The following is a 26,329-nucleotide window of genomic DNA, read 5'->3' as shown; positions in this document are numbered from 1 at the left end:
TTCAGTCCAATCGTACTGCGATGCCTTGGTCGGCCATGAAGCGCTTGCACTCGCCGACGGTGTGTTGGCCAAAGTGGAAGATGCTGGCGGCAAGCACGGCGCTTGCGCGGCCGGTGGTGACGCCGTCGGCCAGATGCTGCAGGTTGCCCACGCCGCCGGAGGCGATGACGGGCACCGGCACGGCGTCGGAAACGGCGCGGGTCAGTTCCAGGTCGAAGCCGGATTTGGTGCCGTCGCGGTCCATGCTGGTGAGCAGGATTTCGCCTGCGCCGTAGGCGGCCATGCGGCGCGCCCAGGCCACGGCGTCCAGGCCGGTGGCCTTGCGGCCTCCGTGCGTGAAGACTTCCCAGCGTGCGGGTTCGCCGGGCGCCGATACACGGCGCGCGTCGATGGCCACGACCACGCATTGCGAACCGTGGTAATCCGAAGCGGCGCGAACCAGTTCCGGGTTGGCCACGGCGGCGCTGTTGATGCTGATCTTGTCGGCGCCGGCATTCAAGAGGCGCTGGATGTCGGACACCTGGCGCACGCCGCCGCCGACCGTCAACGGAATGAAGACCTGCGAGGCGACCTGCTCGATGATGGGCAGGATCAGGTCGCGGCCGTCGCTGGTGGCGGTGATGTCCAGGAACGTGAGTTCGTCGGCGCCTTGCTCGTTGTAGCGGCGGGCGATCTCGACGGGGTCGCCCGCGTCGAGCAGGTTGACGAAGTTCACGCCCTTGACGACGCGGCCGGCGGTGACGTCAAGGCAGGGAATGATGCGGCGGGTCAGCGCGTTCTGCAAAGGCGCGCCGGCCCCGGGGGTGCTGCTGGATGTGGTCATTTTGCCAATTCGTCGGCGCGCGCCTGCGCGGCCTGGAAGTCGAGCGTGCCTTCGTAGATGCTGCGGCCCAGGATGGCGCCTTCGACGCCCTCTTCTTCGACGGCGCACAGGGCTTCGATGTCCTGGATGCCGGCGATGCCGCCAGAGGCGTACACGGGGATGCGCACGTGCTGGGCCAGGCGGACCGTGGCTTCGACGTTGACGCCCGACAGCATGCCGTCGCGGCCGATGTCGGTGTAGATGATGGCTTCGCAGCCGTAGTCTTCGAACTTCTTGGCCAGATCCAGCACGTCGTGGCGCGTCAGCTTGCTCCAGCCATCGGTGGCGATCTTGCCGTCGCGAGCGTCCAGGCCGACGATGATCTGTCCGGGGAAGGCGCCGCATGCATCCTGCAGGAAGCCGGGGTTCTTGACCGCGGCAGTGCCGATGATGACGTAGGAAATGCCGGCGTCGAGGTAGCGTTCGATGGTGTCCAGGTCGCGGATGCCGCCGCCGATCTGGACAGGGATTTCATCGCCGACCGCTTCGAGGATCGCCTTGATGGGGGCTTCGTTCTTCGGCTTACCGGCGACGGCGCCGTTCAGGTCGACCAGATGCAGGCGGCGGGCGCCTTGGTCGAGCCAGCGGTTGGCCATGGCGGCAGGGTCTTCGGAGAACACCGTTGCATCGTCCAGGTCGCCCTGGCGCAGGCGCACGCAACGCCCGTCTTTGAGATCGATGGCGGGGATCAGCAGCATGGTTGGCAGCAAGAAAAATAGAAAGGTTGAATGGGCTGGCGGATGCAGGCTGTGGGCCTACGGCTGCCAGTCTACAAAATTGCGATACAGGCGCAAACCGTGCTCGGCGCTCTTTTCGGGGTGGAACTGCACCGCGAAAATGTTAGCTGCCGCCACCGCGCAGGTAAAGGCGACGCCATAATCGGTTTCACCAACTGTCAGGCTCGGATCAGCCGGATCGGCGTAGTAACTATGGACGAAATAGAAGTGCGAGTCGTCCGGAATGCCGTCCCAGATCGGGTGAGAGCGGGTGTGGCGGACCTTGTTCCATCCCATGTGAGGCACTTTGAGCTTCTCGGGGCGGGTGTCGGCCAGGCCCGCGGCGCCGGTGTCGGCAAGGCAGGCTTCGTCGTCGGCAGGGATCAGGTCGGCGAAACGCGGGCCGGCAAAGCGGCGCACCACGCCGGGGAACAAGCCCAGGCAGGCCGTGCCGCCCTCTTCGCTGGACTCGAACAGCATCTGTTCGCCCACGCAGACGCCCAGCAGGGGCTTCTCGCGGGCGGCGCGGACGACGGCTTCGCGCAGGCCGGATTCGTTCAGGGTGCGCATGCAATCCGCCATGGCGCCCTGGCCGGGGAATACCACGCGGTCAGCTGCGGCGATTTCCTGGGGCTGGTTGCAGATGCGGATGTCGGCGTCAGGCGCGGCGTATTTCAGGGCGCGTGCGACGGAATGGAAATTGCCCATTCCGTAGTCGACGATGGCGATAGTGGTCACTTCTGTCTGCCTGGTGCGGTGCGTGTGGGATGCGTACGTTACAGCACGCCCTTGGTGGAGGGCACGACGTCGCCCATGCGGGGGTCGACTTCCAGGGCCATGCGCAGCGCACGGCCACAGGCCTTGAATACCGTTTCGGCCTGATGGTGGGAGTTGAAGCCGCGCAGGTTGTCGATGTGCATCGTGATGAGCGCGTGGTTGACCAGGCCCTGGAAGAATTCGCGGGTGAGGTCCACGTCGAAGCTGCCGATATGCGACCGCGTGAAGGGGATGTGATATTCCAGGCCGGGACGGCCCGAGAAGTCCACCACCACGCGCGACAGCGCTTCGTCCAGCGGCACGTAGGCGTGGCCGTAGCGGCGCAGGCCCGCCTTGGTGCCCGCCGCCTTGGCGATGGCCATGCCCAGCGTGATGCCGACGTCTTCCACCGTGTGGTGCGCGTCGATGTGCAGGTCGCCCTCGGCCTTGATGTCCAGGTCGATCAGGCCGTGGCGCGCGATCTGGTCCAGCATGTGGTCCAGGAAGGGCACGCCCGTGTCGATCGTCTGCTTGCCGGTGCCGTCAAGGTTGATGGCCACGCGGATGCGGGTTTCATTGGTGTTGCGGGTGATTTCTGCGGTACGCATGTTAAGCACTCAAGATCTCTTGCAGGGCGGATAGCAAGGCGGCGTTCTCGGCCGGGGCGCCCACCGAAATACGCAGGCAGTTGGCCAGCAGCGGATGGGCATTGGAGAAGTTGCGAATCAATATTTTGCGCGTTTTCAGGGCAAGATGCACGGCGTTGCCGTCGAGCTTGCCGGAAAAGCGCACCAATATGAAATTGGCGGCGGAAGGGAATACCCTGACGCCCGGCAGTGCGGCCAGGGCGGCGGCCAGCGGTTCGCGGTCGGCGCGCAGCCGGGCGGCCTGCTCGTCCAGCACGGACTTGTGGCGCAGCACGGCAAGCAGTGTCGCCTGGGTCAGCACGTTCAGGTTGTAGGGCGGCCGCACCTTGTTCAGTTCGGCGATCCACGCGGGATGACCGGCAAGATAGCCGAACCGCAGGCCAGCCAGACCGATCTTGGACACGGTGCGCATGACGACCACGTTGGGGGCGTCCAGCACTCCCGGCATCCAGGTGTAGTCCGCAAACGGCTGGTAGGCCTCGTCCAGCACCACCAGGCCCGGCGCGGCGCGCACGATGGCGTCGACGTCCTGGGGCGACCACAGGCCGCCGGTGGGATTGTTCGGCGTGGCCAGGAACACGAGCTTGGGCTGGTGTTCCTCGATCGCGGCCAGCATGGCCGGCAAATCAAGGGTCAGATCATCGGTAAGCGGCACGCCGACGAAGCGGGCGTGGTCGAAGCGGGCCGCCATGTCGAAATACACAAACGACGGCCAGGGCGACAGCACGACATCACCCGGGTCGCAGCAGGCCTGCACCATGATGTGGATGAGTTCGTCCGAGCCATTGCCGAACAGCACGTCGGCCGCATCGGGCACGCCGAAGGCCGCCTTGACGGCCGCCTGCAGCCCGGACAGGTCGGCGGACGGATAGCGGTTCAGCGCGGTGTCGCGAACGACGCGCGCGATGTCGTCCCGCACGGCGTCCGGCAGCTCGTAGGGACTTTCCATCGCGTCCAGCTTGATGCAGCCTTCGGCGTGGGCGACGGGATAGGCGGCCAGGCCGCGAATGTCGGCCCGGACGGTCTCCGCGACGCGGCCGGCGACGCTGGCCGCCGGGTCCGCGCCCTCTGGACGGCCTTCGCGCTGCGCACTCCGGTATTCGCCCTTGGGGCGGCCCGGCAGGCTCATGGCTTGTCGATCCGGTACTGGGCGCTGGCGGCGTGCGCCTGCAGGCCCTCGCCCAGCGCCAGTTCGGCGGCGATGCGGCCCAGCGTCTGGGCGCCGGCGTGCGACACCTGGATCAGGCTGGAACGCTTCTGGAAGTCGTACACGCCCAACGGCGACGAGAAACGGGCCGTGCGCGACGTGGGCAACACGTGGTTCGGGCCCGCGCAATAGTCGCCCAGGGCCTCGGAACTGAAGCGGCCCATGAAGATGGCGCCTGCGTGGCGGATCTGCGCGGTCCAGATTTCCGGCTGCTCGGTGGAGATCTCGAGGTGTTCGGGGGCGATGTCGTTGGCGATCTGGCAGGCTTCTTCCAGGCTCTGGACCAGGATCAGCGCGCCGCGGTTGGCCAGGCTGACGCGCAGGATGTCGGCGCGCGGCATGGTGGGCAGCAGGCGCGCGATGGACGCTTCGACTTCCTCGATGAAGGCGGCGTTCGGACAGAGCAGAATGGATTGCGCCAGTTCGTCGTGTTCGGCTTGCGAGAACAGATCCATGGCGATCCAGTCGGCGGGCGTCTTGCCGTCGCAGATGACCAGGATTTCGCTGGGACCGGCGATCATGTCGATGCCGACCACGCCGAACACGCGACGCTTGGCGGCGGCGACGTAGGCATTGCCGGGGCCGACGATCTTGTCGACGGCCGGCACGGTGTCCGTGCCATAGGCCAGAGCGCCCACGGCCTGCGCGCCGCCGATGGCGAACACGCGGTCGACGCCGCTGATGGCGGCGGCGGCCAGCACGATGGGGTTGCGCACGCCGTCGGGCGTGGGCGTGACCATGACCAGTTCCTGCACGCCGGCGACCTTGGCCGGGATGGCGTTCATCAGCACCGACGACGGGTAAGCAGCCTTGCCGCCCGGCACGTACAGGCCGACGCGATCCAGCGGGGTGACCTGCTGGCCCAGCAGGGTGCCGTCGGCTTCCGTGTAGGTCCAGGTCTCGGCGCGCTGGCGCTCATGGTAGGCGCGCACGCGGTCGGCGGCGGCTTCCAGCGCGTTGCGCTGGGCGGCCGGCAAGGCAGCCAGGGCCGCATGCCAGTCGGCCTTGGGGATCTCCAGCGTCTGCGTCGAGGCGCCGGGCATGCGGTCGAAGCGCTGCGTGTATTCCACCAGCGCGGCGTCGCCGCGCGCGCGCACGTCGGCCAGGATGCTGGCGGCGGCGCGGTCGATGGATTCGTCCTCGGTGGCTTCGAAGGCCAGCAGCTTGGACAGGGCGGATTTGAATCCGGGATCGCGGGAGTCGAGACGATTGATCAGGGCCATGGCGTCATGGAGCAAAGCGGGTAACAGCCGCCGCGCTAGGCGCGGCGGGCGGGAGTCAGACGTTGCGGGTGGCGGCTCTTGCGAAGGCGTCCAGCAGCGGTTGCAGGCGGTCGCCGCGGGTCTTCAGCGCGGCCTGGTTGACGATCAGGCGCGATGAGATCGGCATGACGTCTTCGACGGCGACCAGGTCGTTGGCGCGCAGCGTACCGCCGGTGGACACCAGGTCGACGATGCAATCGGCCAGGCCAACCAGCGGCGCCAGTTCCATCGAACCATACAGCTTGATGATGTCCACGTACACACCCTTGGCCGCGAAGTGTTCACGGGCTGACTGCACGTACTTGGTGGCCACGCGCAGGCGCGCGCCCTGGTGGACGGCGGCCTCGTAGTCGAAGCCGTTGCGCACGGCCACGGCCAGGCGGCACTTGGCGATGTTCAGGTCGATGGGCTGGTACAGGCCGCCGGGCTGTTCCTTGGCATGCTCGATGAGCACGTCCTTGCCCGCGATGCCCAGGTCCGCCGCGCCGTACTGCACGTAGGTGGGCACGTCGGAGGCACGCACGATGATCAGGCGCAGGCCCGGATCGCTGGTGGGCAGGATCAGCTTGCGCGAGCTTTCGGGATTCTCGGGCACTTCGATGCCGGCTTCCGCCAGCAACGGCATGGTTTCTTCGAAGATGCGGCCCTTGGACAGCGCGAGTGTCAGGGGGGTGATGCGAGAATTGTTCATCGCCGAGCCGCCTCAAGATGAACGCGCCCCCTCGGGGGGCAGCAAGCCGAAGGCGCCGCGTGGGGGCTATTACTTTTCATGCCTGTTCCTTGCCGGTAACTCGTTGGATATCCGCGCCAAGGGCGCGCAGTTTCACTTCCATCTGGTCGTAGCCGCGATCCAGGTGATAGATGCGGTCGACCAGCGTGTCGCCGTCGGCGGCCAGGCCGGCGATGACCAGGCTGGCCGAGGCGCGCAGGTCGGTGGCCATGACGCTGGCGCCCGACAGGCGCGGCACGCCGCGCACGATGGCCGTATGGCCGTCGATGTCGATCTGGGCGCCCATGCGGCGCAGTTCCTGCACGTGCATGTAGCGGTTTTCGAAGATGGTTTCGACGATGACGGACGTGCCGTCGGCCACGGCGTCCAGCGCCATCAGCTGGGCCTGCATGTCCGTGGCGAAACCGGGGTATTCGTGCGTGCGAAAACCCACGGCCGTGGGGCGCTTGTCCATCGCGCCGCGGATCCAGTCCGGGCCGGTCTCGATGGTCAGGCCGGCCTGCACCAGCTTGTCCAGCGTGGCGCCCAGGATGCCGGCGTCGGCGTTCTTGAGCAGGATGTCTCCGCCGGCCGCGCCGACGGCGCACAGGAACGTGCCGGCTTCGATGCGGTCGGAGATGACGCGGTGCTCGGCGCCGTGCAGGCGGTCCACGCCGTCGATGACGATGCGGTCGGTGCCGTGGCCCTGAATGCGCGCGCCCATCTTGATGAGCAGTTCCGCCAGGTCCACCACTTCGGGTTCGCGGGCGGCGTTTTCCAGCACGGTTTGGCCTTCGGCCAGCACGGCGGCCATCAGCAGGTTTTCGGTGCCGGTCACCGTGACCATGTCGGTGCGGATGGAAGCGCCCTTCAGGCGCTTGGCGCGCGCCACGACAAAACCGTGTTCGATGCTGATTTCGGCGCCCAGCGCGGCCAGGCCCTTGATGTGCTGGTCGACGGGACGCTGGCCGATCGTGCAGCCGCCGGGCAGGCTGACACGGGCCTCGCCGAAGCGCGCGACCAACGGGCCCAACACCAGGATGGACGCGCGCATGGTCTTGACCAGGTCGTACGGCGCTTCCAGGTTGTCGATGTTGTCGGCCTGCAGGGTGACGACGCCGTCGTCGGCGCGTTCGGCGCGCATGCCCATGCGCGCCAGAAGGCGCAGCATCGTGCCCGTGTCGTTCAGGCGCGGCACGTTGGTCAGGACCAGCGCGTCGGCCGTCAGCAGCCCGGCGCACAGGATCGGCAGAGCCGAGTTCTTGGCCCCGGAGATCGAGATTTCGCCGTGCAGCCGGGCGCCGCCGGTAATGCGCAGTTTGTCCATCATTCGCCCGCTTTCTGGTATTCGGCGGGGGTCAGGGTGCGCATCGACAATGCGTGGATCTCGGCCTTCATGCGGTCGCCCAGCGCGGCGTACACCAGTTGATGTCGCTGGATCAGGCGCTTGCCTTCGAAGGCGGTGCTGACGATGACCGCGTCGAAGTGCGAACCGTCGCCCTGCACGTCGAGATGTTCACAGGGCAGGCCGTCGGCGATGTATTGACGGACTTGCGCGGGAGTGGGAAGCATGGACGTCAGTTCCTGAGTTTGTAGCCGCTGGCCAGAAGCCGCAGCGCATAAGTCGAGAGTGCAAGGAACACCCCCGTCACCACCACCAGGCTGTGCCAGGGCGAGACGTCCGACACCGAGAAGAAACCGTGGCGGAATCCGTCGATGGTGTAGAAGATGGGGTTCCAGTGGGACACGCTTTGCCAGAAAGGCGGCAGCGTATGGATGGAATAGAACACGCCGGACAGGAAGGTGGCCGGCATGATCAGGAAGTTCTGGAAGGCGGCAAGCTGGTCGAATTTTTCAGACCACAGGCCCGCGATGAGCCCCAGCGTGCCCATGATGCCGCAGGCAAGCACCGCAAAGACCAGCACCCACAGCGGATGGGCGGGCGCCAGCGGCACGAAGAACAGCGCCACTGCCCACACGCACAGGCCAACCGCCAGGCCGCGTGCAATCGCGGCCAGCACGTAGGCGCCGAAGATGTCGCGGTGAGACAGCGGCGGCAGCAGCATGAAAACAAGATTGCCGGTGATGCGGCTTTGGATGAGCGACGAGGACGGGTTCGCGAACGCGTTCTGCAGCATGCTCATCATCATGAGCCCGGGGATCAGGAACGACGTGTAGGGCACGGTGCCGTACACCGTGACGCGCCCTTCCAGGACGTGCGCAAACACCAGCAGGTAAAGCAGCGCGGTGATGACCGGCGCCGCGATGGTCTGGAAGCTGACCTTCCAGAAGCGCAGCAATTCCTTGCGCAGCAGGGTGGGAAAGCCGGAGCCGGCATCCAGGCGCGGCTGCACCAGCGGCTGGCTGGCGGGCGCGGTGGGCTGGGTCATGACGAGATCTCTTCGGGTTGCAGGGCGCGCGCGGTGGTTTCGTCGTCCTGGTGCATGATGCGCACGAAAGCGTCTTCCAGGTCCACGCCGCCCACGCGGGCCAGCAGGGCCTGGGTGGTGTCCAGCGCCACGATGCGCCCGCCCTTGAGCATGGCGATGCGGTTGCACAGCGCCTCGGCTTCTTCAAGGTAGTGCGTGGTCAGCATGATGGTGTGGCCGGCCTTGTTCAGCCGCGAGATGAATTCCCACAGCGTCCGGCGCAGGTCGACGTCCACGCCCGCGGTGGGTTCGTCCAGCACGATCACGGGCGGCCGGTGCACCAGCGCCTGCGCCACCAGCACCCGGCGCTTCATGCCGCCGGATAAGGCCCGCATGTTGGAATTGGCCTTGTCGGCCAGGCCCAGGTTGAACAGGATTTCGTCGATCCAGTCGTCGTTCTTGCGCAGGCCGAAATAGCCGGACTGGATGCGCAGGGTTTCGCGCACCGTGAAGAACGGGTCATAGACCAGTTCCTGCGGCACGACGCCCAGCGCGCGCCGCGCCGACTTGTAGTCGGCGACGACGTCGTATCCACAGACGGTGGCGCGGCCAGCCGTGGCGTGGGCCAGGCCGGCCAGGATGGAGATGAGCGTGGTCTTGCCCGCGCCGTTGGGACCAAGCAGGCCGAAGAATTCGCCGTGGTCGATATTCAGGCTGACGTTGTCCAGCGCCTGGAAGCCGGGACGGGGCGCGCGCCCGAGCAGCTTCTGCCAGCCGCGCTGGCGCGGCGAGTAGATCTTGGAGACGTTTTCTAGACTGACGGCGGACATGACGACGGGAAAGGGCCCGAAAAGAGCGAATTGACCATTATATAAGCGCGATGTGGCGGCAAGCGCCGATGGCCCCGGCGGCGGTGGGGGCGAAGCGATGTTGCGTCCCCAAAAACGATCGGCCCGGCGGACCCCCGAGAGGGCGCGCCGGGCCGGTGCAAGCAGGCCTGGAGCTTTACTTGTTGCGCTGGTTGAGCGCTTGAATCAGGCCGTCGATGCCGCCCTGGTTGATCTGCTGTGCAAACTGGTTGCGGTAGTTCTCGATCAGCCAGATGCCTTCGACGTTCATGTCGTAGATCTTCCAGCCCTGGGGCGTCTTTTCCAGGCGGTAGTCCACGCCGACCGGCTGGCTGTTGGACTGGCTGATCAGCGTGCGCACGACGACGTCGTCGGCCTTGGCGTCGCCGCGGAACGGCAGGCCGGTGATGCGGGTGCTGGGCGTGACACGGGTCAACGCGCCGCTGTACGTGCGGATCAGGGTGCCGCGGAAGGCTTCAGCCAGCGCCGTCTTCTGCGGGTCGGACGCCTGGCGCCAGTACCGGCCAGCGGCCAGGCGCGTGGTCTTCTGGAAGTTGACGTAAGGCAGGATGTGCTGATCGACGACCTCGTTGATGCGGGCGGTGTTGCCGGCCTTGACCGCACCGTCCGCCTTCAGGACATCGAGGGCTTCGTTGGCGGCGGCCAGAACGAATTGGTCGGGCGGACCGTTGGGGTCCGGCTTGGCCTGCGCCGCCGTGGCGGCCGACAGGCCGACCAGGCCCGTGAAGACCAGTCGCTGCAGCAGTGAGGTAATGGAAAATCGCATCAAAACTCCTTCAATACCGAAAGCGCAATCCGACAGCTTACTTGGTTGCGGGCTGCGGTGCCGGCGCGGGGGCCGCGGCGGGGGCGTCGCTTTCGTCGTCTTCGTAGTTGGGCAGCGCCGATTCGTCGTCCTGGTGGGTGCCCAGCACCATCGCGGCGCGGCGCTGCAGGAAGGCGTCGCGCACGAAGCTGTAGGGGTCCAGCGCAACGCGGTCGATCATGTCCGTGGTGTCCAGCAGGCTGGCGCGCGTATCGACGATACGCAAGCCCCACAGCGAGTTGCGCAGGCGGATGTTGTCGATGGAGTCGACGCCCATGTAGCCGTAGGTGGTGCCGTAGAAATCGCCGGCCAGGCCGATGCCATCGCGCACGCTGGACGCGCCGAAGAACGGCAGGACCAGGTACGGGCCCTGGCTGAAGCCCCAGACGCCCAGCGTGGTGCCGAAGTCGTTGGGGATCTTGCGCGCGCCATTGGCCGAAGCGACGTCAAAGCAGCCGCCCACGCCCATGGTGGTGTTGAATAGGAAGCGGCCCAGCGTGTTGACGAAGTCGTGGCCGCGGCCCTGCAGGAAGCTGTTGGTGCCGGACCAGAGGTCGCCCACGTTGCTGAAGATGTTGTGGATGCAGCTGCGAACGGGCTGCGGCGTCACGAACGTGTAGGCCTGCGCGACCGGCTTGAACACCGCGCGGTCGACCGTGTCGTTGAACTGGTAGACGCCGCGGTTGAAGCCTTCCCAGGGGTCGCGCGGGTCCGGATTCTTCGGGGCGGCGCAACCGGCCATCAGCGCGCCAGCTGCCGCGACGGTGGCAATGCGGGAAAAACTTTTCGTGTTCATGATCCGGGTATCCCTATCAACGATTCTTATGTTATTGCGACGGCGAGACGCAGCGTTGTTACGGCTTATCCTGCCCAGCCTTTAATCCTGCGCCTTGCCGGCGGGCTCGGGCGCGGCAGTCGTGCCCTGCTTTTCCGCCGACCCGTACAGGAACTGGCTGATGAGCTGCTCCAGGACCACGGCGCTTTGTGTATAGCGGATTTTTCCGCCGTCGGTAAAGTTCTCTTCCTCGCTGCCGGCGGTCAGGCCCAGGTATTGCTCGCCCAGCAGGCCGGAGGTCAGGATGGCCGCGGAGGAGTCCTTGGGGAATTGGTAAGCCGTTTCCAGGTTGACCGAGACAATCGCCTGGTAGGTCTTGTCGTCGAAGGAGATTCCCGCAACCCGGCCCACCACCACGCCGGCGCTCTTGACCGGGGCGCGCACTTTAAGGCCGCCTACGTTATCGAAGTTGGCGGTCACCGTATAGGTTGGCGCAAAGGAAAACGTGCTCAAGTTGCCGGCGCGCAACGCCAGGAATGCAAGCGCGACCGCGCCGAGCAATACAAACAGGCCTACCCAGAAGTCGGTTTTTTCGCGTGACATGATCGATCCGTATCAATTTCCAAACATCAAGGCGGTGAGCAGGAAGTCCAGCCCGAGCACCGCCAGCGAGCCCACGACCACGGTGCGCGTGGTGGCGCGGGCAACGCCTTCGGGGGTGGGCTTGGCCTGCCAGCCTTCGTAGAGCGCCACCAGCGTCACGGTGACGCCGAAGACCACGCTCTTGATTGCCCCGTTGGCCACGTCGTTCCAGACGTCGACCCCGTTCTGCATCTGCGACCAGAAGGCGCCGGCGTCCACGCCGATCAGCAGTACGCCGACGACCCAACCGCCCAGGATGCCCACCATGGAGAACACCGCCGCCAGGATGGGCATGGCGATGATGCCGCCCCACAGGCGCGGCACGAGTACGCGGCGTATCGGATCCACGGCCATGACTTCCATGGCCGAGAGCTGTTCGCCGGCTTTCATCAGGCCGATCTCGGCCGTGAGCGAGGTGCCGGCGCGGCCAGCGAAGAGCAGCGCGGTGACCACCGGGCCCAGTTCGCGCACCAGCGACAGGGCCACCAGCAGGCCCAGCGCTTCTTCGGAGCCATAGCGATTCAGCGTGTAGTAGCCCTGCAGGCCCAGCACGAAGCCGACGAACATGCCGGACACGGCGATGATCAACAACGAGTAGTTGCCGATGAAATGAACCTGTTGCGACACCAGGCGCGGCCGCGACAGCGCAATGCCGCTGCGCGCCAGCATGGCGCCGAAGAACCGGGTGAAGAATCCGATACCGGCGACGCGCGCGCGCACCCAGTGGCCCAGCGTGGCGACGGCGTTGTTCGATGCGCTCATGCTTTGCGCCCTTTCTGTTGCGACAGCCACTTCTGGAAGGCGGGCGTTTCGGGGTATTGGAATGCCACGGGGCCGTCGGGTTCGCCCTTCAGGAACTGTTGCACGTAGGGATCCGTCGACGCCGACAGTGACTCCGGCGTGCCGGCGGCGGCGAGCTGGCCCCGGCCCACCAGATAGACCTGGTCTGCGATCGCGAAGGATTCATGCACGTCGTGCGTGATCAGCACCGAGGCGCAACCCAGGCGGTCGGCAAGGCTGCGGATCAGCCGGGCGGTGATGCCCAGCGATATGGGGTCCAGGCCTGCGAAGGGTTCGTCGTAGAGGATGAGTTCGGGTTCCAGCACTACGGCGCGGGCCAGCGCCACGCGTCGGGCCATGCCACCGGAGATTTCCGACACCTTCAGGTGCGCCGCGGCGCGCAGGCCCACGGCGTCCAGCTTGTCCAGGACGCGTTCGGTGACTTCGGCTTCGGCGATGCTGGTGTGCTCGCGCAGCGGGAAGGCGACGTTTTCAAAGACGTTCAGGTCGGTGAAGAGCGCGCCCTGCTGGAACAGTACGCCCATGCGCTTGCGCAAGGATTGCACTTCGGCGCGGTCGGCCTGGCCGATGTCCTGGCCGAAAGCCAGCACACGCCCGTGCTGCGCGGTGATCTGGCCCGTGGCCGCCCGCAGCAGCGTGGTTTTTCCGGAGCCCGAGCCGCCCATCACCGCCACCACCTGGCCCGCCCGGACGTCCATGGAAATGTCGCGCAAGACGGTGAAATCACCGTAGCCTAGCGCCACACCTTCCAGGCGCAGGGCGAATTCCGGGGTGCTGCTTGTTTGAGCGGGCATGGGCAACGAAAGGGAGTTTCGGCGGTGGAGCTTGCCCTGGTGTTCTGTCGACACGCTGGACAGAGGACCTGGCCGGCGCGGGCAAGACAGGCTGCGTCGGGAAGCGCCCTGTTACTCAGATGCCGGGGACGAGCTTGGACGTCGCTCCCCGGCGGCGAGGCGCCATTGTAGCCCGACGCTGTGCAATCACAATCCGAGGGGCTGTGCGTGGAACAGTGTTTTCGGCTCCGGGAACAATCCGGCGGCCCGCCCCGCGGGCGCGGGACGGGGCCGGTTGCGGCAGGAGCGCGTTCAGCGGCGGGTCTGCGCGGCCGCCGTCTCGCGCGCCAGGCGCTGGATCAGTTCAGCCGTGGACTCCCGGCGCGCAAGGGGGGCACCCTGTCCGGCCCACAGGGACAGAACGTTGATATTGCCGCTTTTGCCGCCGGCGGTCCGCATGGGCCGCGTCAGGGCGTTCTGCAGCGGATACGGCAGGATGTCGCCGGCCATCGCGTCGGCGTCGCGCATGAAAGCGTTGACGATGCCACGGGCCGGCCGGCCGGAGAAGGCTCGCGTGACGCGGGACTGTTCGGAGCGGGATGCGGGCAGGACTGCCTTGTAGGCCTCGCTGACGCCGGACTCGTTCGTCGTCAGGAAGGCCGTCCCCATTTGGACGAAATCCGCGCCCAGGGCCAGCGCGGCCGCGATTCCCCGGCCGTCCATGATGCCGCCGGACGCGATGACCGGCACCGAGACGGCGTCCGCCACCTGCGGCACCAGCGCCATCGTGCCAATGAGGGACGTGTCGAAGGCGTCCAGGAAGGTGCCGCGGTGGCCGCCCGCCTCGGCGCCCTGCGCCACGATGGCGTCCACGCCGTCCTGCTCGAGCGCCACTGCCTCGCGCACCGTGGTGGCGGTGCCCACGGTCAGGATGCCGAGCTCGCGGCAGCGGGCCAGGATATCGGCGGGCATGCGGCCGAAGGTGAAGCTGAAGACGGCAGGCCGTGTGCGAAGAACGGCTTCGAGCTGCCCCGGCAGCGGGTCGGCCTGCGGGCCGGGGGCCTCGGGCGCCGGCAGGCCAAGCTGCTCGTGGTAGCGCGCCATCAGGGCCAACATCCGGCCGGCGTCGCCTTCCATCGGGCCCTGCGGCACGGAAGCGAACAGATTGATGGCGAACGGGCGATCCGTGCGCGCACGGATCGCCTGGGCAGCGGTTTCAATCTGCTCGGGGGTCATGTAGGCCGCCCCGAGCGATCCCAGGACGCCCGCCTTCGATGCCTCGGAGACCAGTTCCACCGTCGACGCGCCGCCAGCCATGGGCGCCAGGATGATGGGATGGTCCAGTTTGAGCAGGTCATTCAGAGGGGTAGCCATGGGAAAACTCCTGGGGGTTATTGAAGCTGGATGTTTCCAGCCTTGATGACGTGCGCCCACTTTTCGCTTTCGCTCTTGATGAACGCGGCGAATTCCTCGGGCGTGCCGCCGCCGGCCTGGCTGCCGGTATCGGCGATGGCCTTCTGCACATCCGGTTCCTTCAGGATGCGGTTGAATTCGGCATTGAGCTTGGCGATGATCGGCGCGGGCGTGCCGGCCGGGGCCACGATGCCCTGCCAGTTGTATGACTCGAAGCCCGGCAGGCCGGATTCGGCCATGGTGGGCACGTCGGGCAATACGGCAAGGCGCTTGGCGGACGTGACAGCGATGGGATGGATCTTGGCGCCCTGGATGGCCGGCAGCGCGGAGTAACCCATTTCGAACATCATCGAGATGTGCCCGCCCATGAGGTCGGTCGCGGCCAGGCTGCCGCCCTTGTACGGGACGTGGATGATGTCGATGCCGGCCTGTTCGCGGAACATCTCGCCGGACAGGTGATGCGCGCCGCCCACGCCGGACGAGCCGAACGTCAGCTTGCCGGGCTGCTTCTTGGCCAGCGCGATCAGATCGCCCAGCGTCTTGACCGGCAATTCGTTGTTGACGCTCAGGACCAGCGGACTGTTTTCGATCAGGATGACCGGCGCCAGGTCCTTTTGCGGGTTGTACGGCATTTCCTTCATCAGGGACGGATTGACCGCCATGGGGGCGAGGTTGCCCGTGCCGATGGTGTAGCCGTCCGGCGCCGCCTTGGCGATCAGGTTGGTGCCCACCACGCCGCCCGCGCCGGCCTTGTTTTCCACGACGACGGGCTGACCCAACGATTCGCCCAGCTTGCGCGCCAGGAGGCGCACGCGGGTGTCGGCAAAGCCGCCCGGCGCGTAGGGCACGATCATGGTCACGGGCTTGGTGGGCCAATCGCCGGTCTGGGCGTGGGCGGCGCCGCTGAAGGCGGCGGTAACCGCCAGGGCGGTGATCAGGGGGCGCAATGCTTTCATGCTGGGACTCCTCTTCCTGCTTTCTAATTGCTGTGTGGTTGGCCCGAAGGGCCGATGGCATTATGCCCAGCGCCATTGCCATCTGTCGTGACTTTTCCCAACCCCCAGGCCGACGCCGCCAGCAGCGCCGCGCCGGCTGCCAGTACCTGCGGCAGGCCTGCGCCCCAGTGCGCGGCCCACGAGGCCAGCAGCGGCCCCAGGATCTGCCCTGCGGCGAACGCAGCGGTCATGATGGCCGCCGCGCGAGGCGCCGCCGGACCCGACAGCCTGCGGGCGGTCAACATGCCCGCCTGGGTAATCACCATGAACGTTCCCCCGACGAACAACGCGGCCACCGCCACGGCGGCGATGTGGTGCCACAGCGCCACGGCCAGCATGCCTGCGGCCATCAACGCCTGGGCGCCGCGCCAGATCTGCTTGTCGTCGCGGCGGCGCGCCAGCCGCGGAACCAGCAGGCAGGACAGAGCCGCAGCCAGCCCGAAGATCGGCCAGGCCCAGCCGAAGATGGCGGGGTCGGGAAGCACCTCTTTGGCCATCGCGGGCAGGAAAGTCGCGGGAATGATGTAGCCGACGCCAAAGACGCCGTAGTGCAGCGACAAGGCGGCAATTCCACGGGGCAGCCGTGCCGCAGGCGCGGCGGCGGCCGATGCACGGACGGGGGGCGATTGCCGGTTCAGACTGGGCCAGGCCGCCACGGACAACACCGCGGCCAGACCGCCCAGCGCGATCCACGTCAGGCTGGCGCTGGCGCCCCAGGCCATCAGGGCAAGGCAGGCCAAACCCGTAAGTGCAATGCCCGCGCCGACGCCGGCATACGTCACGGCGGAGGCCGAGGCCTCGCGCGGATCGCCGGGCGGAACGGACCGCCACGCGGCCACACAGATAAAGGCGCTGGCGCTGGCATAGCCTGCCGCCAGGCGCAGGACGGACCAGCCAACCACGCTGTCCAGCAGTGGCATCGCCAGGGTCAGCGCCGCGACGGCCGCCAGGCTGGCAGCCAGCGTTCCGCGCAATCGGCGCACGGGCCAGGCGATTGCCGCCAGCGCACCCAGCAGGTAGCCGGCATAGTTGGCCGACGCCATCCAGCCCCCTTGAGCCAGCGACAGGCCTGACTCCTGCGCCATCAAAGGCCATACGGGCGTGAAGGCGAAGCGGCCGATGCCCATGGCCGCCGCCAGCGCGAGCGCCGCGGGCCACGCCAGGCGCGCGGCGCTGGCGGTGGGATCGAGGGAAGGGTAAGCAGGCGTTGACATAGCCCCACTCTACGGCTGTACTAATATCTTGAATAGTGAATTATTAAGAACGTGAGTTTCTGAAATGAGAAACTTGGATCTCGACGCGCTGCAGATATTCAAGACGGTGGCGGACCAGGGCGGCGTGGCGCGTGCTGCCGCACAGCTGAACCGCGTGCAGTCCAATGTTTCGACCCGTCTCAAGCAGCTGGAAGCGTCGCTGGGAACGCCGTTGTTCCGGCGCCAGAACCGCCGCCTTGTGCTGTCCGACCAGGGCCGCGTGCTGCTTTCGTATGCGGATCGGTTGCTGCGCCTGTCGGACGAAGCCCAGTCCGCGGTACGCGCGGGCGCCCTGCAGGGCGTCCTGCGCATCGGCACCATGGAAAGCACGGCGGCGGCACGCCTGCCGCCCATCCTTGCGGCCTATCACGCGGCCTGGCCGCAAGTGCGCATTGAATTGGTCACAGGCACATCCGGCGCCCTGGCCGCCAAAGTCCGCAACTACGAGATCGAGGCCGCCTTCGTCGCGCAGCCGTTCCCTTCCGAAGGCCTGGCAGTCATGGACGCCTTCAAGGAAGAACTGGCGCTGATCTCGCCCATGGCGTGGGATCCGATCGGCAGCGCGAAGGAACTCGCGGAGCGCACCGTCATCGCGTTCGCGGCGGGGTGTTCATATCGGCGCATCCTGGAATCCTGGTTGAACCAGGAAGGCATTGCGCCCGGCAAGGTGATGGAGTTTGCGTCGTATCACGCCATCGTGGCCTGCGTGGCCGCGGGGTCCGGCGTGGCGATCGTGCCGCGCTCGGTGCTGGCGGTGCTGGGGGCGCAGAATTCGGTGCGCATCGGCGCGCTGTCCGGGCCTCATGGGCGGGCCCTTACCCAGCTGGTCTGGCGCGCCGACGACGATACGTCGGCGTTGCAGGCCCTGCGGCGCGAGCTCGAGGCGCCGCAAGGCTGATGAGGCCTGCGCGCGGCCTCGCGCGCATGCGCCTCGTGTCGGTCAGAAGCGGTAGCCGACGCCCACCGTGGCCACCCACGGGTCGATCCGAGCCGTGCCCACGCGTTCGCCGTCCAGCTTCACCTTGGACTTGATGTCGATGTAGCGGATGTCGGCGTTCATGAACCAGCGTTCATTGATCTTGATATCGGCGCCCAGTTGCGCGGCCACGCCCCAGGAATCGCTCAGCTTCAGGTCGGAACCCTTGAGCGCGCCTTCGGCCTTGGTGTCGAAGAAGTGGGTGTAGTTGATGCCGACGCCGATGTACGGCTGGATCATGCTGTCGGGCAGGATGTGCCATTGCAGGCTGAGGGTGGGGGGCAACTGCTTGGTGGAACCGATCTTGCCCAGGCCGCCGCTGCCGCTGACGTCATGCTGGAAGGGCCAGGCGCCCAGGAGTTCGATGCCGATGTTGCGGGTGGCCATGTACGCCAGCGTGAAGCTGGGACGCACGTTGTTGCTGACGTTCAGATCGACGGCGCCATCGAGCACGGAGCCATTGTTCTGCGAGGGGCGGACTTGCGTCACGCCGACACGGAACAGCACATCGCCCGCTTCGTGAGCATGGGCGGGGGTGGCGATAGCACCGGCTGCAATCAGGCCGGCGATGGCGGTGGCGCGGAAACGCGCGTTCAGCGAAAACATTTTCTTCTCCGATCTTTCCGTGGGGTGAGCGCACAGGTTCTCAGTTCTGCCCGGCGCCCCGATTGACATGTGTCAAATCGTGAAAAGACCGTATTGAAAAAGTGGTTATGCCGCAACAGGGCTGCGGCAACCCACAATAAAAACGCCGCCGGCGCAGGGCGCTCGGCGGCGATGTCGAAGCTGGCGGCGATCAGCGCGGCAGTTCGCTGCTTCCCATGAGGTACGCATCGACCGAACGCGCGCACTGGCGGCCTTCGCGGATCGCCCACACCACCAGGGACTGGCCGCGGCGCATGTCGCCAGCGGTGAAGACCTTTTCCACGTTGGTGCGGTAGTCGTCGGTATTGGCGCGGACGTTGCCGCGGCCGTCGCGGTCCACGCCGAACGCGTCCAGCACTGTCTGCACCGGCGACACGAAGCCCATGGCCAGCAGCACCAGGTCGGCCTTGATCTCGAATTCCGAGCCTTCGACCTCGCGCATCTTCATCTGGCCGGTGGCGTCGTCCTTGAACCATTCGACGCGCGCGCCGATCAGTTTTTCGACCTTGCCATTGGCGCCCTTGAGCAGCTTGGTGGTCACCGACCAGTCGCGTTCGCAGCCCTCTTCGTGCGAAGACGAGGTGCGCATCTTCAGCGGCCAATACGGCCACGTCATGGTCTTGTTTTCGGATTCGGGCGGCTGGGGCATCAGTTCAAACTGCGTGACCGAGGCCGCGCCATGGCGGTTGCTGGTGCCGACGCAGTCGGAGCCCGTGTCGCCGCCGCCGATCACCACCACGTGCTTGCCCTTGGCCAGCGTCTGGTTGGTCAGGCGATCGCCCGCGACGGCCTTGTTCTGCTGGCGCAGGAAGTCCATGGCGAAATACACGCCGTCGAGCTCACGGCCCGGAACCGGCAGGTCGCGCGGCGTTTCCGAACCGCCGCTCATCACGACGGCGTCGAATTCGGCCATCAGCGATTGCGGCGTGCGCACGGTCAGGCCGTCGGCCACCGGATCCTTCGGGTTGCCGACGTAGGTCGACGGCGCGAATTCCACGCCCTCGGCTTCCATCTGCGAGATGCGGCGATCGATCTGGTGCTTTTCAAGCTTGAAGTCGGGAATGCCGTAACGCAGCAGGCCGCCGATGCGATCGCTCTTTTCGAAGAGGGTCACGGAGTGGCCAGCACGCGCCAGTTGCTGCGCGCACGCCATGCCGGCGGGGCCCGAGCCCACGACCGCGACCTTCTTGCCCGTCTTGCGCGCCGGCACTTGCGGCGCCACCCAGCCTTCGGCCCAACCCTTGTCGATGATCGCGTGCTCGATGGACTTGATGCCCACGGCGTCGCTGTTGATGTTCAAGGTACAGGCGGCTTCGCAGGGCGCCGGGCAGATGCGGCCCGTGAATTCCGGGAAGTTGTTGGTGGAGTGCAGGACGTCCAGCGCGCGGCGCCAGTCCTGCTTGTACACCAGGTCATTCCAGTCCGGGATGATGTTGTTGACCGGGCATCCGTTGTTGCAGAACGGAATGCCGCAGTCCATGCAGCGCGCCGCCTGCTGCTTGGCCTGGTCGTCGGTCAGGTGCAGCACGAATTCGCGCCAGTTCTTCAGCCGCTTCTGCGGGGCCTCGGAGGCCTCCTGCAGGCGCTGGTATTCCATAAAGCCGGTAATCTTTCCCATGGTATCCCTCACGCAGCCAGTTGTTGCGGGTTGGCTGCACGCCACATTTCACCCAATGCGCGGCGGTAATCCGTCGGCATGATCTTCACGAATTTGCCGCGCGAGGCTTCCCAGTCACCCAGGATCTCGCGAGCGCGGTAGCTGCCGGTGTAGCGGAAGTGGTCTTCCACCAGGCGGCGCAGGATGGACTCGTCCGTCTCGCGCTCGCCGCCGCGTTGTGCGCTGTGCCAGATGTCGATGTTGTTCTGCGACTGCTGCTCGGCATGCGGCACAACCGATTCCAGTTCCACCATCGACAGGTTGACGCGGTGCTTGAGCGTGCGGTCCGGATCCCAGACGTAGGCCACGCCGCCGGACATGCCGGCCGCGAAGTTGCGTCCCGTGGAGCCCAGCACCACGACGGTGCCGCCGGTCATGTATTCGCAGCCGTGATCGCCGGTGCCTTCCACCACGGTGGCGGCGCCCGAGTTGCGCACGGCGAAGCGTTCGCCGGCCACGCCGTTGAAGAATGCCTCGCCGGCCAGCGCGCCGTACAGCACGGTGTTGCCTGCGATGATGTGGTCGGGGCCGAAGCCGCGGAAGTCGTTGGGCGAGCGCACGATGATGCGGCCGCCGGACAGGCCCTTGCCCACGTAATCGTTGCCTTCGCCGACCAGGTCCATCGTGATGCCGTGCGCCAGGAACGCGCCGAAGCTTTGTCCCGCGGTGCCGTTGCACTGGATGTGGATGGTGTCGTCGGGCAGGCCGTCGTGGCCGTAGCGCGAGGCCACGGCGCCGGACAGCATGGCGCCGATCGTGCGGTTGCGGTTGCGCACCGGCACGATGAACGAGACCTTCTCGCCGCGCTCAAGCGCCGGCTTGCTGCGTTCGATCAGTTGATGATCCAGCGCGCCAGCCAGGCCGTGGTCCTGCTCTTCGGTCTGGTGCACTTCGGCGTCCGACTGCGTCTGGTGGAACACGCGGGTGAAGTCCAGCCCCTGCGCCTTCCAGTGTTCGACGCCGGAACGCATGTCGAGCAGGTCGGCGCGGCCGATCAGGTCGTCGAACTTGCGGATGCCCAGCTGGGCCATGATTTCGCGCACTTCTTCGGCGATGAAGAAGAAGAAGTTCACGACGTGTTCGGGCTTGCCCTGGAACTTCTTGCGCAGCGCCGGATCCTGCGTGGCCACGCCCACCGGGCAGGTGTTCAGGTGGCACTTGCGCATCATGATGCAGCCTTCCACGACCAGCGGCGCCGTCGCGAAGCCGAATTCGTCGGCGCCCAGCAGCGCGCCGATGACGACGTCGCGGCCAGTCTTCATCTGGCCGTCGGCCTGCACGCGGATGCGGCTGCGCAGGCGGTTCAGCACCAGCGTCTGCTGCGTCTCGGCCAGGCCCAGTTCCCACGGCGTGCCAACGTGCTTGATGGACGACACCGGCGATGCGCCCGTGCCGCCGTCATGGCCGGCGATCACGACGTGATCGGCCTTGGCCTTGGCCACGCCCGCGGCAACCGTGCCGACGCCCACTTCGGACACCAGCTTGACCGACACCGACGCCTTGGAATTCACATTCTTCAGGTCGTGGATCAGTTGGGCCAGGTCTTCGATCGAGTAGATGTCGTGGTGCGGCGGGGGCGAGATGAGGCCCACGCCCGGCACCGAATAGCGCAGCTTGGCGATGTATTCCGACACCTTGTGGCCGGGCAGCTGGCCGCCTTCGCCGGGCTTGGCGCCCTGCGCCATCTTGATCTGGATCTGGTCGGCGGACGACAGGTACTCGGCGGTCACGCCGAAACGGCCCGACGCCACTTGCTTGATCTTCGAGCGCAGCGAGTCGCCCTTCTTCAGTTCCACGTCGGCTTCGATGCGGTCCGAACCCAGCAGCGAGGCGAGGGTGTCGCCGTCCTTGATGGTGCTCTTGCCTTCGCGCATCTCGGCGCGGTAGCGCAGTTCGTCCTCGCCGCCTTCGCCGGTGTTGGACTTGCCGCCGATACGGTTCATGGCGACGGCCAGCACGGAGTGCGCTTCGGTCGAGATCGAGCCCAGCGACATGGCGCCGGTGGCAAAGCGCTTGACGATTTCCTTGGCCGGCTCGACGTCGTCCAGCGGAATGGCCCGCGAATGTTCGAAGCGGAATTCGAACAGGCCGCGCAAGGTCATGTGGCGACGGCTCTGGTCGTTGATGATCTGCGCGTATTCCTTGTACGTGCGGTAGTTGTTGGCGCGCGAAGCGTGCTGCAGCTTGGCGATGGAGTCCGGCGTCCACATGTGCTCTTCGCCGCGAACGCGGTAGGCGTATTCGCCGCCGGCGTCCAGGTCGTTGGCCAGCACGGGGTCGGCGCTGAAGGCGGCGCGGTGCTGACGCAGGGCCTCTTCGGCGACCTGGAAGATGCCGATGCCTTCGATGTTGGACGCGGTGCCGGTGAAGTACTTGTTGACCAGGGCGCTTTGCAGGCCGACGGCTTCGAAGATCTGCGCGCCGGTGTAGGACATGTACGTGGAGATGCCCATCTTGGACATGACCTTGTTCAAACCCTTGCCGATCGCCTTGATGTAGTTCTTCACGGCCTTTTCGGGGTCATTCATCTTGCCCAGCGATTCCAGCGCCAGGTAGGGGTGAATGGCTTCGGCGCCGTAGCCGCCCAGCAGCGCGAAGTGGTGCACTTCGCGCGCCGAGCCGGATTCGACGATCAGGCCGGTGTTGGTGCGCAGGCCGGCGCGGATCAAATGCTGGTGCACGGCCGACGTGGCCAGCAGCGCGGGGATGGCCACGCGTTCGCTGTCGACCAGACGATCCGAGACGATCAGGATGTTGTAGCCGCTGCGCACCGCATCGACGGCGCGCGCGCACAGGGCCGCCACGCGGGCTTCGATGCCCTCGGGGCCCCAGGCGGCGGGGTACGTGATGTCCAGTTCGAAGCTGCGGAATTTCTTGCCCGTGACCTGCTCGATGTCGCGGATCTGCGCCATGGCGGCGAAGTCCAGCACCGGCTGGGACACTTCCAGGCGCAGCGGCGGATTGACGTTGTTGATGTCCAGCAGGTTCGGCTTGGGGCCGATGAAGGACACCAACGACATCACCAGCTGTTCGCGGATGGGGTCGATGGGCGGGTTCGTGACCTGCGCGAACAACTGGCGGAAGTAGTTGTAGAAAGGCTTGGCGCGATCAGACAGCACGGCCAGCGGAGCGTCGTTGCCCATCGAGCCGATGACTTCTTCACCGCTGGACGCCATGGGCTCCAGGATGAACTTGTAGTCTTCCTGGGTCCAGCCGAACGCCTGTTGGCGGTCCAGCAGCGACACGGACGACTGCGTGGCCACGGGGGCCTGGCGCGGAGCCGGCAGCGATTCCAGCTTGATCTGCAGGCGCTCGATCCACTGGCGGTACGGACGGCTGTTGGCAAGCTGCAGCTTGATCTCGGCGTCGTCGATGATGCGGCCCTGTTCCAGGTCGATCAGGAACATCTTGCCCGGCTGCAGGCGCCACTTCTTGACGATGCGGTTCTCGGGGATCGACAGGGTGCCGGCTTCGGAGGCCAGGATGACCATGTCGTCGTCGGTGACCAGGTAGCGGGCGGGGCGCAGGCCGTTGCGGTCCAGCGTGGCGCCGATCTGGCGGCCATCGGTGAACGCGACGGCGGCGGGGCCGTCCCACGGCTCCATCATGGCGGCGTGATATTCATAGAAAGCGCGGCGGCTTTCGTCCATCTGCGTGTGCTGTTCCCAGGCTTCCGGGATCATCATCATCATGGCGTGGGCCAGCGAATAGCCTGAATTCACCAGCAGTTCCAGGCAGTTGTCGAACGTGGCGGTGTCCGACTGGCCCTCGTAGACGATGGGGTACAGCTTCTTCAGGTCGTCGCCCAGCACGGCCGACTGCATCATGCCTTCGCGGGCGCGCAGCCAGTTGAAGTTGCCCTTGACCGTGTTGATTTCGCCGTTGTGGGCGATCATGCGGTACGGGTGGGCCAGCGGCCAGGCGGGGAAGGTGTTGGTCGAGAAGCGTTGGTGCACCAGCGCCAGGGCGGACACCGTGCGGGTATCTGCCAGGTCGCGGTAGTAGCGGCCGACCTGGTCGGCCAGCAGCAGGCCCTTGTAGACCACGGTGCGAACCGAGGCCGAGGGCACGAAGTATTCCTTGCCGTGGGCAAGGTGCATGTTCTGGATGGCGTGGCTGGCGGTCTTGCGGATGACGTAGAGCTTGCGTTCCAGCGCGTCGGGCACCATGACGTCGGCGCCGCGGCCGATGAACAGCTGGCGAATCACGGGTTCGCAATCGCGCACGGTGGGCGACATCGGCATGTCGACGTCCACCGGCACGTCGCGCCAACCCAGCACGACCTGGCCTTCGGCGCGCACCGAGCGCTCGAGTTCCTGCTCACAGGCCAGACGCGACGCCGTTTCCTTGGGCAGGAACACCATGGCCACGCCGTACTCGCCGGGCGGGGGCAGGATGATGCCTTGCTGGCTCAATTCGTCACGATAGAGCGTGTCCGGGATCTGGATCAGGATGCCGGCCCCGTCGCCCATCAGCTTGTCGGCGCCGACGGCGCCGCGGTGATCCAGGTTTTCCAGGATCTTCAGGCCCTGCTGGATGATGGCGTGGCTTTTCTTGCCCTTGATGTGGGCAACGAAACCGACGCCGCAGGCGTCATGCTCGTTCTTCGGGTTGTACAAGCCCTGGGCGGCAGGCAGACCGATGCGGCTGGCATCGATGGGGACTGCCTTGGAGGGGGGACAGGATTCGATCGGGGTAATTTGGGGCATGGCGCGCTCCGCAGTGGGCCTGCGTCGTAATGTTGCAGTGCAGGAGACGGACAATACCCCTGGCGCAAGTAGGGCGCAATAGAAACATACGGGGTGTGACCCCAATTTAATCGATACTCCGTCATAGTGCATTAATATGGGGACATAACGTCAGCCGCGTCGTCATTGGCTGTACGAGAGAGGGCTTCGCGCGTGTGACGTTCGGCATGCGGAAATCGCCCCGTAACAGTGCAATTCGTCCCCATTTAAAATGGTTGATTCTGCTGCTTTTGATCAAACGATTTTGTGGCGAAACCGCACACGATCGGCCCGGCAGGACGCCCAGCGGGCGCTTGCAAGGCAATCAGGGGGCAACGTTGCAAAACCCGGGAGTCGTGCGATACGTGTCCGTGGGGAAGGACACGTCAGGGGCAGGTAGTCCCGCTAACCCATGGCGCCGGGCACGATGCGCTGTAACGCAAGCCCGCCTCACTCAAACGCAAAACCCGCCTTGCGGCGGGTTTGGGGAGATCAGGAAGTCGTCGGCGCGGAAGCCGGCGGCGTAGACGGCCCGGATTCGTTGTCGGCCGGCGTGGCGGCGGCGGGCTTCTTGCGGGGGCGTCCGCGCTGGCCGGGAGCCACGCGACGGCTGGCCGTATGGGCCAGGCTGGCAATGAAGCTTGGGCCGCCCAGCGCCCACTGGCCGGAGACGGCCTGGTCGATGCGTTGGGTTTCCTCGCGCGACAGTCCGTCCTGCAGCCGCTTGCGGTAATTGGCCTGGCGATCGAATGGCGTGTTGCCGCAGGCCCAGTAGTCGGCGTGATCGGATTGCCACTGCGCAGGCGCCGCCGTTGTGTTGCCGGTATGACTGGCTGCGGACGACCACGGCCAGGAATCGGGGTCTTGCGAAGCGCCGCTGCGCACCGGATATGTTTCCAGCCAGACCAGGGACGGCAGCACCCAGGCGCCCGGCTCCAGCAAGGCGGAACGGTAGCGTCCCGCGAAAACTCGTCCGCCGCGCAAGCGAGCCGCCAGATTGCGGCCCAGCGTCTGCATCAGGCGCGGCAGGCCTTCTTCATCTGCCGGGGTCGCCAAAAGCAGGATGCGATCGTTGGCTAGCAGCCACCCATGCACTGACACACGATGGCGTTGGGCCGATTCGCCCAGCCACGTGGCAAGCTGGTTCAGGATGTCGGCGGGCGCGGGTTGCGAGGCCGCCGCCAGGGGCTGAATAAAGTTGGCCTGCACCAGTTGGGGCAGCCCAGGGGCATACAGACGGGGCAGTCGGGCCATAGTGTCAGGGCTTGCGTATCTGGAAGAACGGTTTGTCTTCGCTCACGGTATATAAATAGTGCCACGGTGGGCGCTGGTCAAGTCCCGTGATCACAAATTGGGCAGGGAATGGCATTATTTTTTGTCGCGAGTGCCCAATGACGGGCAGGTTAACATTCGGCGACGGAACGTCGCACCATGGATACCCCTAACCCGCCGACGTTTTTTCCCCCTCAT

The 26,329-nt window shown here is 66.3% G+C and carries 24 protein-coding genes; 1 reads left to right on the top strand and 23 read right to left on the bottom strand.

The window, feature by feature from the left end; genetic code table 11:
• Position 1 precedes the first annotated feature (1 nt).
• The 19 genes from hisF to RT614_RS20380 all read right to left on the bottom strand — a co-directional run bounded on the left by hisF (position 2) and on the right by RT614_RS20380 (position 16,815).
• On the bottom strand, positions 2-823 hold the full coding sequence (gene hisF, locus RT614_RS20470) for an imidazole glycerol phosphate synthase subunit HisF (protein WP_313623955.1): 822 nt from the start codon (positions 821-823) through the stop codon (positions 2-4).
• The gene (gene hisA, locus RT614_RS20465; protein WP_313623954.1) at positions 820-1,560 is read right to left on the bottom strand and encodes a 1-(5-phosphoribosyl)-5-[(5-phosphoribosylamino)methylideneamino]imidazole-4-carboxamide isomerase; all 741 of its coding nucleotides are present in this window, start codon (positions 1,558-1,560) and stop codon (positions 820-822) included. The genes hisF and hisA overlap by 4 nt, the downstream gene beginning before the upstream one ends.
• A 57-nt stretch (positions 1,561-1,617) precedes the next feature.
• Positions 1,618-2,316, bottom strand: a complete 699-nt coding sequence (hisH, locus tag RT614_RS20460; RefSeq protein ID WP_313623953.1) for an imidazole glycerol phosphate synthase subunit HisH — start codon at positions 2,314-2,316, stop codon at positions 1,618-1,620.
• A gap of 38 nt (positions 2,317-2,354) precedes the next feature.
• Positions 2,355-2,942 carry an imidazoleglycerol-phosphate dehydratase HisB gene (gene hisB / locus RT614_RS20455; protein WP_008160445.1) on the bottom strand — a complete coding sequence of 196 codons (588 nt, stop codon included), beginning with the start codon at positions 2,940-2,942 and terminating at the stop codon, positions 2,355-2,357.
• A 1-nt stretch (position 2,943) separates the two neighbouring features.
• On the bottom strand, positions 2,944-4,110 hold the full coding sequence (gene hisC / locus RT614_RS20450) for a histidinol-phosphate transaminase (RefSeq protein WP_313623952.1): 1,167 nt from the start codon (positions 4,108-4,110) through the stop codon (positions 2,944-2,946).
• Complete coding sequence (gene hisD / locus RT614_RS20445) at positions 4,107-5,411, bottom strand: histidinol dehydrogenase (RefSeq protein WP_313623951.1); 1,305 nt, start codon at positions 5,409-5,411, stop codon at positions 4,107-4,109. The genes hisC and hisD overlap by 4 nt, the downstream gene beginning before the upstream one ends.
• Before the next feature lie 55 nt (positions 5,412-5,466).
• Positions 5,467-6,141 (bottom strand): ATP phosphoribosyltransferase, encoded by a 675-nt coding sequence (hisG, locus tag RT614_RS20440; RefSeq protein ID WP_313623950.1) that lies wholly within the window; start codon positions 6,139-6,141, stop codon positions 5,467-5,469.
• Positions 6,142-6,217: 76 nt separating this feature from the next.
• The gene (murA, locus tag RT614_RS20435) at positions 6,218-7,486 is read right to left on the bottom strand and encodes a UDP-N-acetylglucosamine 1-carboxyvinyltransferase (protein WP_313624061.1); all 1,269 of its coding nucleotides are present in this window, start codon (positions 7,484-7,486) and stop codon (positions 6,218-6,220) included.
• Positions 7,486-7,731 (bottom strand): BolA family protein, encoded by a 246-nt coding sequence (locus RT614_RS20430; RefSeq protein ID WP_056320382.1) that lies wholly within the window; start codon positions 7,729-7,731, stop codon positions 7,486-7,488. Before RT614_RS20430 ends, murA begins: the two co-directional genes overlap by 1 nt.
• A gap of 5 nt (positions 7,732-7,736) precedes the next feature.
• The gene (locus RT614_RS20425; protein ID WP_313623949.1) at positions 7,737-8,549 is read right to left on the bottom strand and encodes an ABC transporter permease; all 813 of its coding nucleotides are present in this window, start codon (positions 8,547-8,549) and stop codon (positions 7,737-7,739) included.
• Entirely contained in the window at positions 8,546-9,358 is an 813-nt protein-coding gene (locus RT614_RS20420) for an ABC transporter ATP-binding protein (RefSeq protein WP_313623948.1), read from the bottom strand. The genes RT614_RS20425 and RT614_RS20420 overlap by 4 nt, the downstream gene beginning before the upstream one ends.
• A gap of 175 nt (positions 9,359-9,533) precedes the next feature.
• Positions 9,534-10,163 carry an ABC transporter substrate-binding protein gene (locus tag RT614_RS20415; protein WP_313623947.1) on the bottom strand — a complete coding sequence of 210 codons (630 nt, stop codon included), beginning with the start codon at positions 10,161-10,163 and terminating at the stop codon, positions 9,534-9,536.
• 37 nt (positions 10,164-10,200) lie between these two features.
• Entirely contained in the window at positions 10,201-10,998 is a 798-nt protein-coding gene (locus RT614_RS20410; protein ID WP_313623946.1) for a VacJ family lipoprotein, read from the bottom strand.
• Between the two features lie 81 nt (positions 10,999-11,079).
• The gene (gene mlaD, locus RT614_RS20405) at positions 11,080-11,580 is read right to left on the bottom strand and encodes an outer membrane lipid asymmetry maintenance protein MlaD (RefSeq protein WP_313623945.1); all 501 of its coding nucleotides are present in this window, start codon (positions 11,578-11,580) and stop codon (positions 11,080-11,082) included.
• A gap of 12 nt (positions 11,581-11,592) precedes the next feature.
• On the bottom strand, positions 11,593-12,381 hold the full coding sequence (gene mlaE, locus RT614_RS20400) for a lipid asymmetry maintenance ABC transporter permease subunit MlaE (protein WP_313623944.1): 789 nt from the start codon (positions 12,379-12,381) through the stop codon (positions 11,593-11,595).
• The gene (locus RT614_RS20395) at positions 12,378-13,214 is read right to left on the bottom strand and encodes an ABC transporter ATP-binding protein (RefSeq protein WP_313623943.1); all 837 of its coding nucleotides are present in this window, start codon (positions 13,212-13,214) and stop codon (positions 12,378-12,380) included. The genes mlaE and RT614_RS20395 overlap by 4 nt, the downstream gene beginning before the upstream one ends.
• A gap of 291 nt (positions 13,215-13,505) precedes the next feature.
• A complete protein-coding gene (locus tag RT614_RS20390; RefSeq protein ID WP_313623942.1) occupies positions 13,506-14,567 on the bottom strand; it encodes a nitronate monooxygenase in 1,062 nt (353 codons plus the stop codon).
• A 17-nt stretch (positions 14,568-14,584) separates the two neighbouring features.
• Entirely contained in the window at positions 14,585-15,562 is a 978-nt protein-coding gene (locus tag RT614_RS20385) for a tripartite tricarboxylate transporter substrate binding protein (protein WP_313623941.1), read from the bottom strand.
• A 23-nt stretch (positions 15,563-15,585) separates the two neighbouring features.
• Complete coding sequence (locus RT614_RS20380; RefSeq protein WP_313623940.1) at positions 15,586-16,815, bottom strand: YbfB/YjiJ family MFS transporter; 1,230 nt, start codon at positions 16,813-16,815, stop codon at positions 15,586-15,588.
• 64 nt (positions 16,816-16,879) lie between these two features.
• Between RT614_RS20380 and RT614_RS20375 the strand changes: the two genes are divergently transcribed.
• Complete coding sequence (locus tag RT614_RS20375; protein WP_313623939.1) at positions 16,880-17,752, top strand: LysR family transcriptional regulator; 873 nt, start codon at positions 16,880-16,882, stop codon at positions 17,750-17,752.
• 42 nt (positions 17,753-17,794) lie between these two features.
• Here RT614_RS20375 and RT614_RS20370 read toward each other — a convergent pair whose 3' ends face one another.
• From RT614_RS20370 to RT614_RS20355, 4 genes are all read right to left on the bottom strand, one after another.
• Positions 17,795-18,436: an OmpW/AlkL family protein gene (locus tag RT614_RS20370; protein ID WP_313623938.1), complete on the bottom strand. Its 642-nt coding sequence runs from the start codon at positions 18,434-18,436 to the stop codon at positions 17,795-17,797.
• Between the two features lie 190 nt (positions 18,437-18,626).
• A complete protein-coding gene (locus RT614_RS20365; RefSeq protein ID WP_313623937.1) occupies positions 18,627-20,093 on the bottom strand; it encodes a glutamate synthase subunit beta in 1,467 nt (488 codons plus the stop codon).
• An 8-nt stretch (positions 20,094-20,101) separates the two neighbouring features.
• Positions 20,102-24,841 carry a glutamate synthase-related protein gene (locus RT614_RS20360; RefSeq protein WP_313623936.1) on the bottom strand — a complete coding sequence of 1,580 codons (4,740 nt, stop codon included), beginning with the start codon at positions 24,839-24,841 and terminating at the stop codon, positions 20,102-20,104.
• A 510-nt stretch (positions 24,842-25,351) separates the two neighbouring features.
• The gene (locus RT614_RS20355; protein ID WP_313623935.1) at positions 25,352-26,113 is read right to left on the bottom strand and encodes a hypothetical protein; all 762 of its coding nucleotides are present in this window, start codon (positions 26,111-26,113) and stop codon (positions 25,352-25,354) included.
• Positions 26,114-26,329 lie beyond the last annotated feature (216 nt).

The sequence above is a fragment of the Achromobacter sp. genome (assembly GCF_032102605.1).
In the GTDB taxonomy this organism is placed as follows: Bacteria; Pseudomonadota; Gammaproteobacteria; order Burkholderiales; family Burkholderiaceae_B; genus Achromobacter.
This window is presented reverse-complemented; position numbering and strand designations above follow the sequence as displayed.

Excerpts from the sequence above, each read along its gene's own strand:
- RT614_RS20370 (WP_313623938.1), bottom strand. The coding sequence starts at position 18,436 with ATGTTTTCGCTGAACGCGCGTTTCCGCGCCACCGCCATCGCCGGCCTG.
- RT614_RS20420 (WP_313623948.1), bottom strand. The coding sequence starts at position 9,358 with ATGTCCGCCGTCAGTCTAGAAAACGTCTCCAAGATCTACTCGCCGCGC.
- hisD (WP_313623951.1), bottom strand. The coding sequence starts at position 5,411 with ATGGCCCTGATCAATCGTCTCGACTCCCGCGATCCCGGATTCAAATCC.
- RT614_RS20360 (WP_313623936.1), bottom strand. The coding sequence starts at position 24,841 with ATGCCCCAAATTACCCCGATCGAATCCTGTCCCCCCTCCAAGGCAGTC.
- mlaD (WP_313623945.1), bottom strand. The coding sequence starts at position 11,580 with ATGTCACGCGAAAAAACCGACTTCTGGGTAGGCCTGTTTGTATTGCTC.
- RT614_RS20395 (WP_313623943.1), bottom strand. The coding sequence starts at position 13,214 with ATGCCCGCTCAAACAAGCAGCACCCCGGAATTCGCCCTGCGCCTGGAA.
- RT614_RS20385 (WP_313623941.1), bottom strand. The coding sequence starts at position 15,562 with ATGAAAGCATTGCGCCCCCTGATCACCGCCCTGGCGGTTACCGCCGCC.
- hisA (WP_313623954.1), bottom strand. The coding sequence starts at position 1,560 with ATGCTGCTGATCCCCGCCATCGATCTCAAAGACGGGCGTTGCGTGCGC.
- RT614_RS20380 (WP_313623940.1), bottom strand. The coding sequence starts at position 16,815 with ATGTCAACGCCTGCTTACCCTTCCCTCGATCCCACCGCCAGCGCCGCG.
- murA (WP_313624061.1), bottom strand. The coding sequence starts at position 7,486 with ATGGACAAACTGCGCATTACCGGCGGCGCCCGGCTGCACGGCGAAATC.
- mlaE (WP_313623944.1), bottom strand. The coding sequence starts at position 12,381 with ATGAGCGCATCGAACAACGCCGTCGCCACGCTGGGCCACTGGGTGCGC.
- RT614_RS20365 (WP_313623937.1), bottom strand. The coding sequence starts at position 20,093 with ATGGGAAAGATTACCGGCTTTATGGAATACCAGCGCCTGCAGGAGGCC.
- hisB (WP_008160445.1), bottom strand. The coding sequence starts at position 2,942 with ATGCGTACCGCAGAAATCACCCGCAACACCAATGAAACCCGCATCCGC.
- RT614_RS20355 (WP_313623935.1), bottom strand. The coding sequence starts at position 26,113 with ATGGCCCGACTGCCCCGTCTGTATGCCCCTGGGCTGCCCCAACTGGTG.
- RT614_RS20430 (WP_056320382.1), bottom strand. The coding sequence starts at position 7,731 with ATGCTTCCCACTCCCGCGCAAGTCCGTCAATACATCGCCGACGGCCTG.
- RT614_RS20415 (WP_313623947.1), bottom strand. The coding sequence starts at position 10,163 with ATGCGATTTTCCATTACCTCACTGCTGCAGCGACTGGTCTTCACGGGC.
- RT614_RS20410 (WP_313623946.1), bottom strand. The coding sequence starts at position 10,998 with ATGAACACGAAAAGTTTTTCCCGCATTGCCACCGTCGCGGCAGCTGGC.
- hisF (WP_313623955.1), bottom strand. The coding sequence starts at position 823 with ATGACCACATCCAGCAGCACCCCCGGGGCCGGCGCGCCTTTGCAGAAC.
- hisG (WP_313623950.1), bottom strand. The coding sequence starts at position 6,141 with ATGAACAATTCTCGCATCACCCCCCTGACACTCGCGCTGTCCAAGGGC.
- RT614_RS20425 (WP_313623949.1), bottom strand. The coding sequence starts at position 8,549 with ATGACCCAGCCCACCGCGCCCGCCAGCCAGCCGCTGGTGCAGCCGCGC.
- hisC (WP_313623952.1), bottom strand. The coding sequence starts at position 4,110 with ATGAGCCTGCCGGGCCGCCCCAAGGGCGAATACCGGAGTGCGCAGCGC.
- RT614_RS20375 (WP_313623939.1), top strand. The coding sequence starts at position 16,880 with ATGAGAAACTTGGATCTCGACGCGCTGCAGATATTCAAGACGGTGGCG.
- RT614_RS20390 (WP_313623942.1), bottom strand. The coding sequence starts at position 14,567 with ATGGCTACCCCTCTGAATGACCTGCTCAAACTGGACCATCCCATCATC.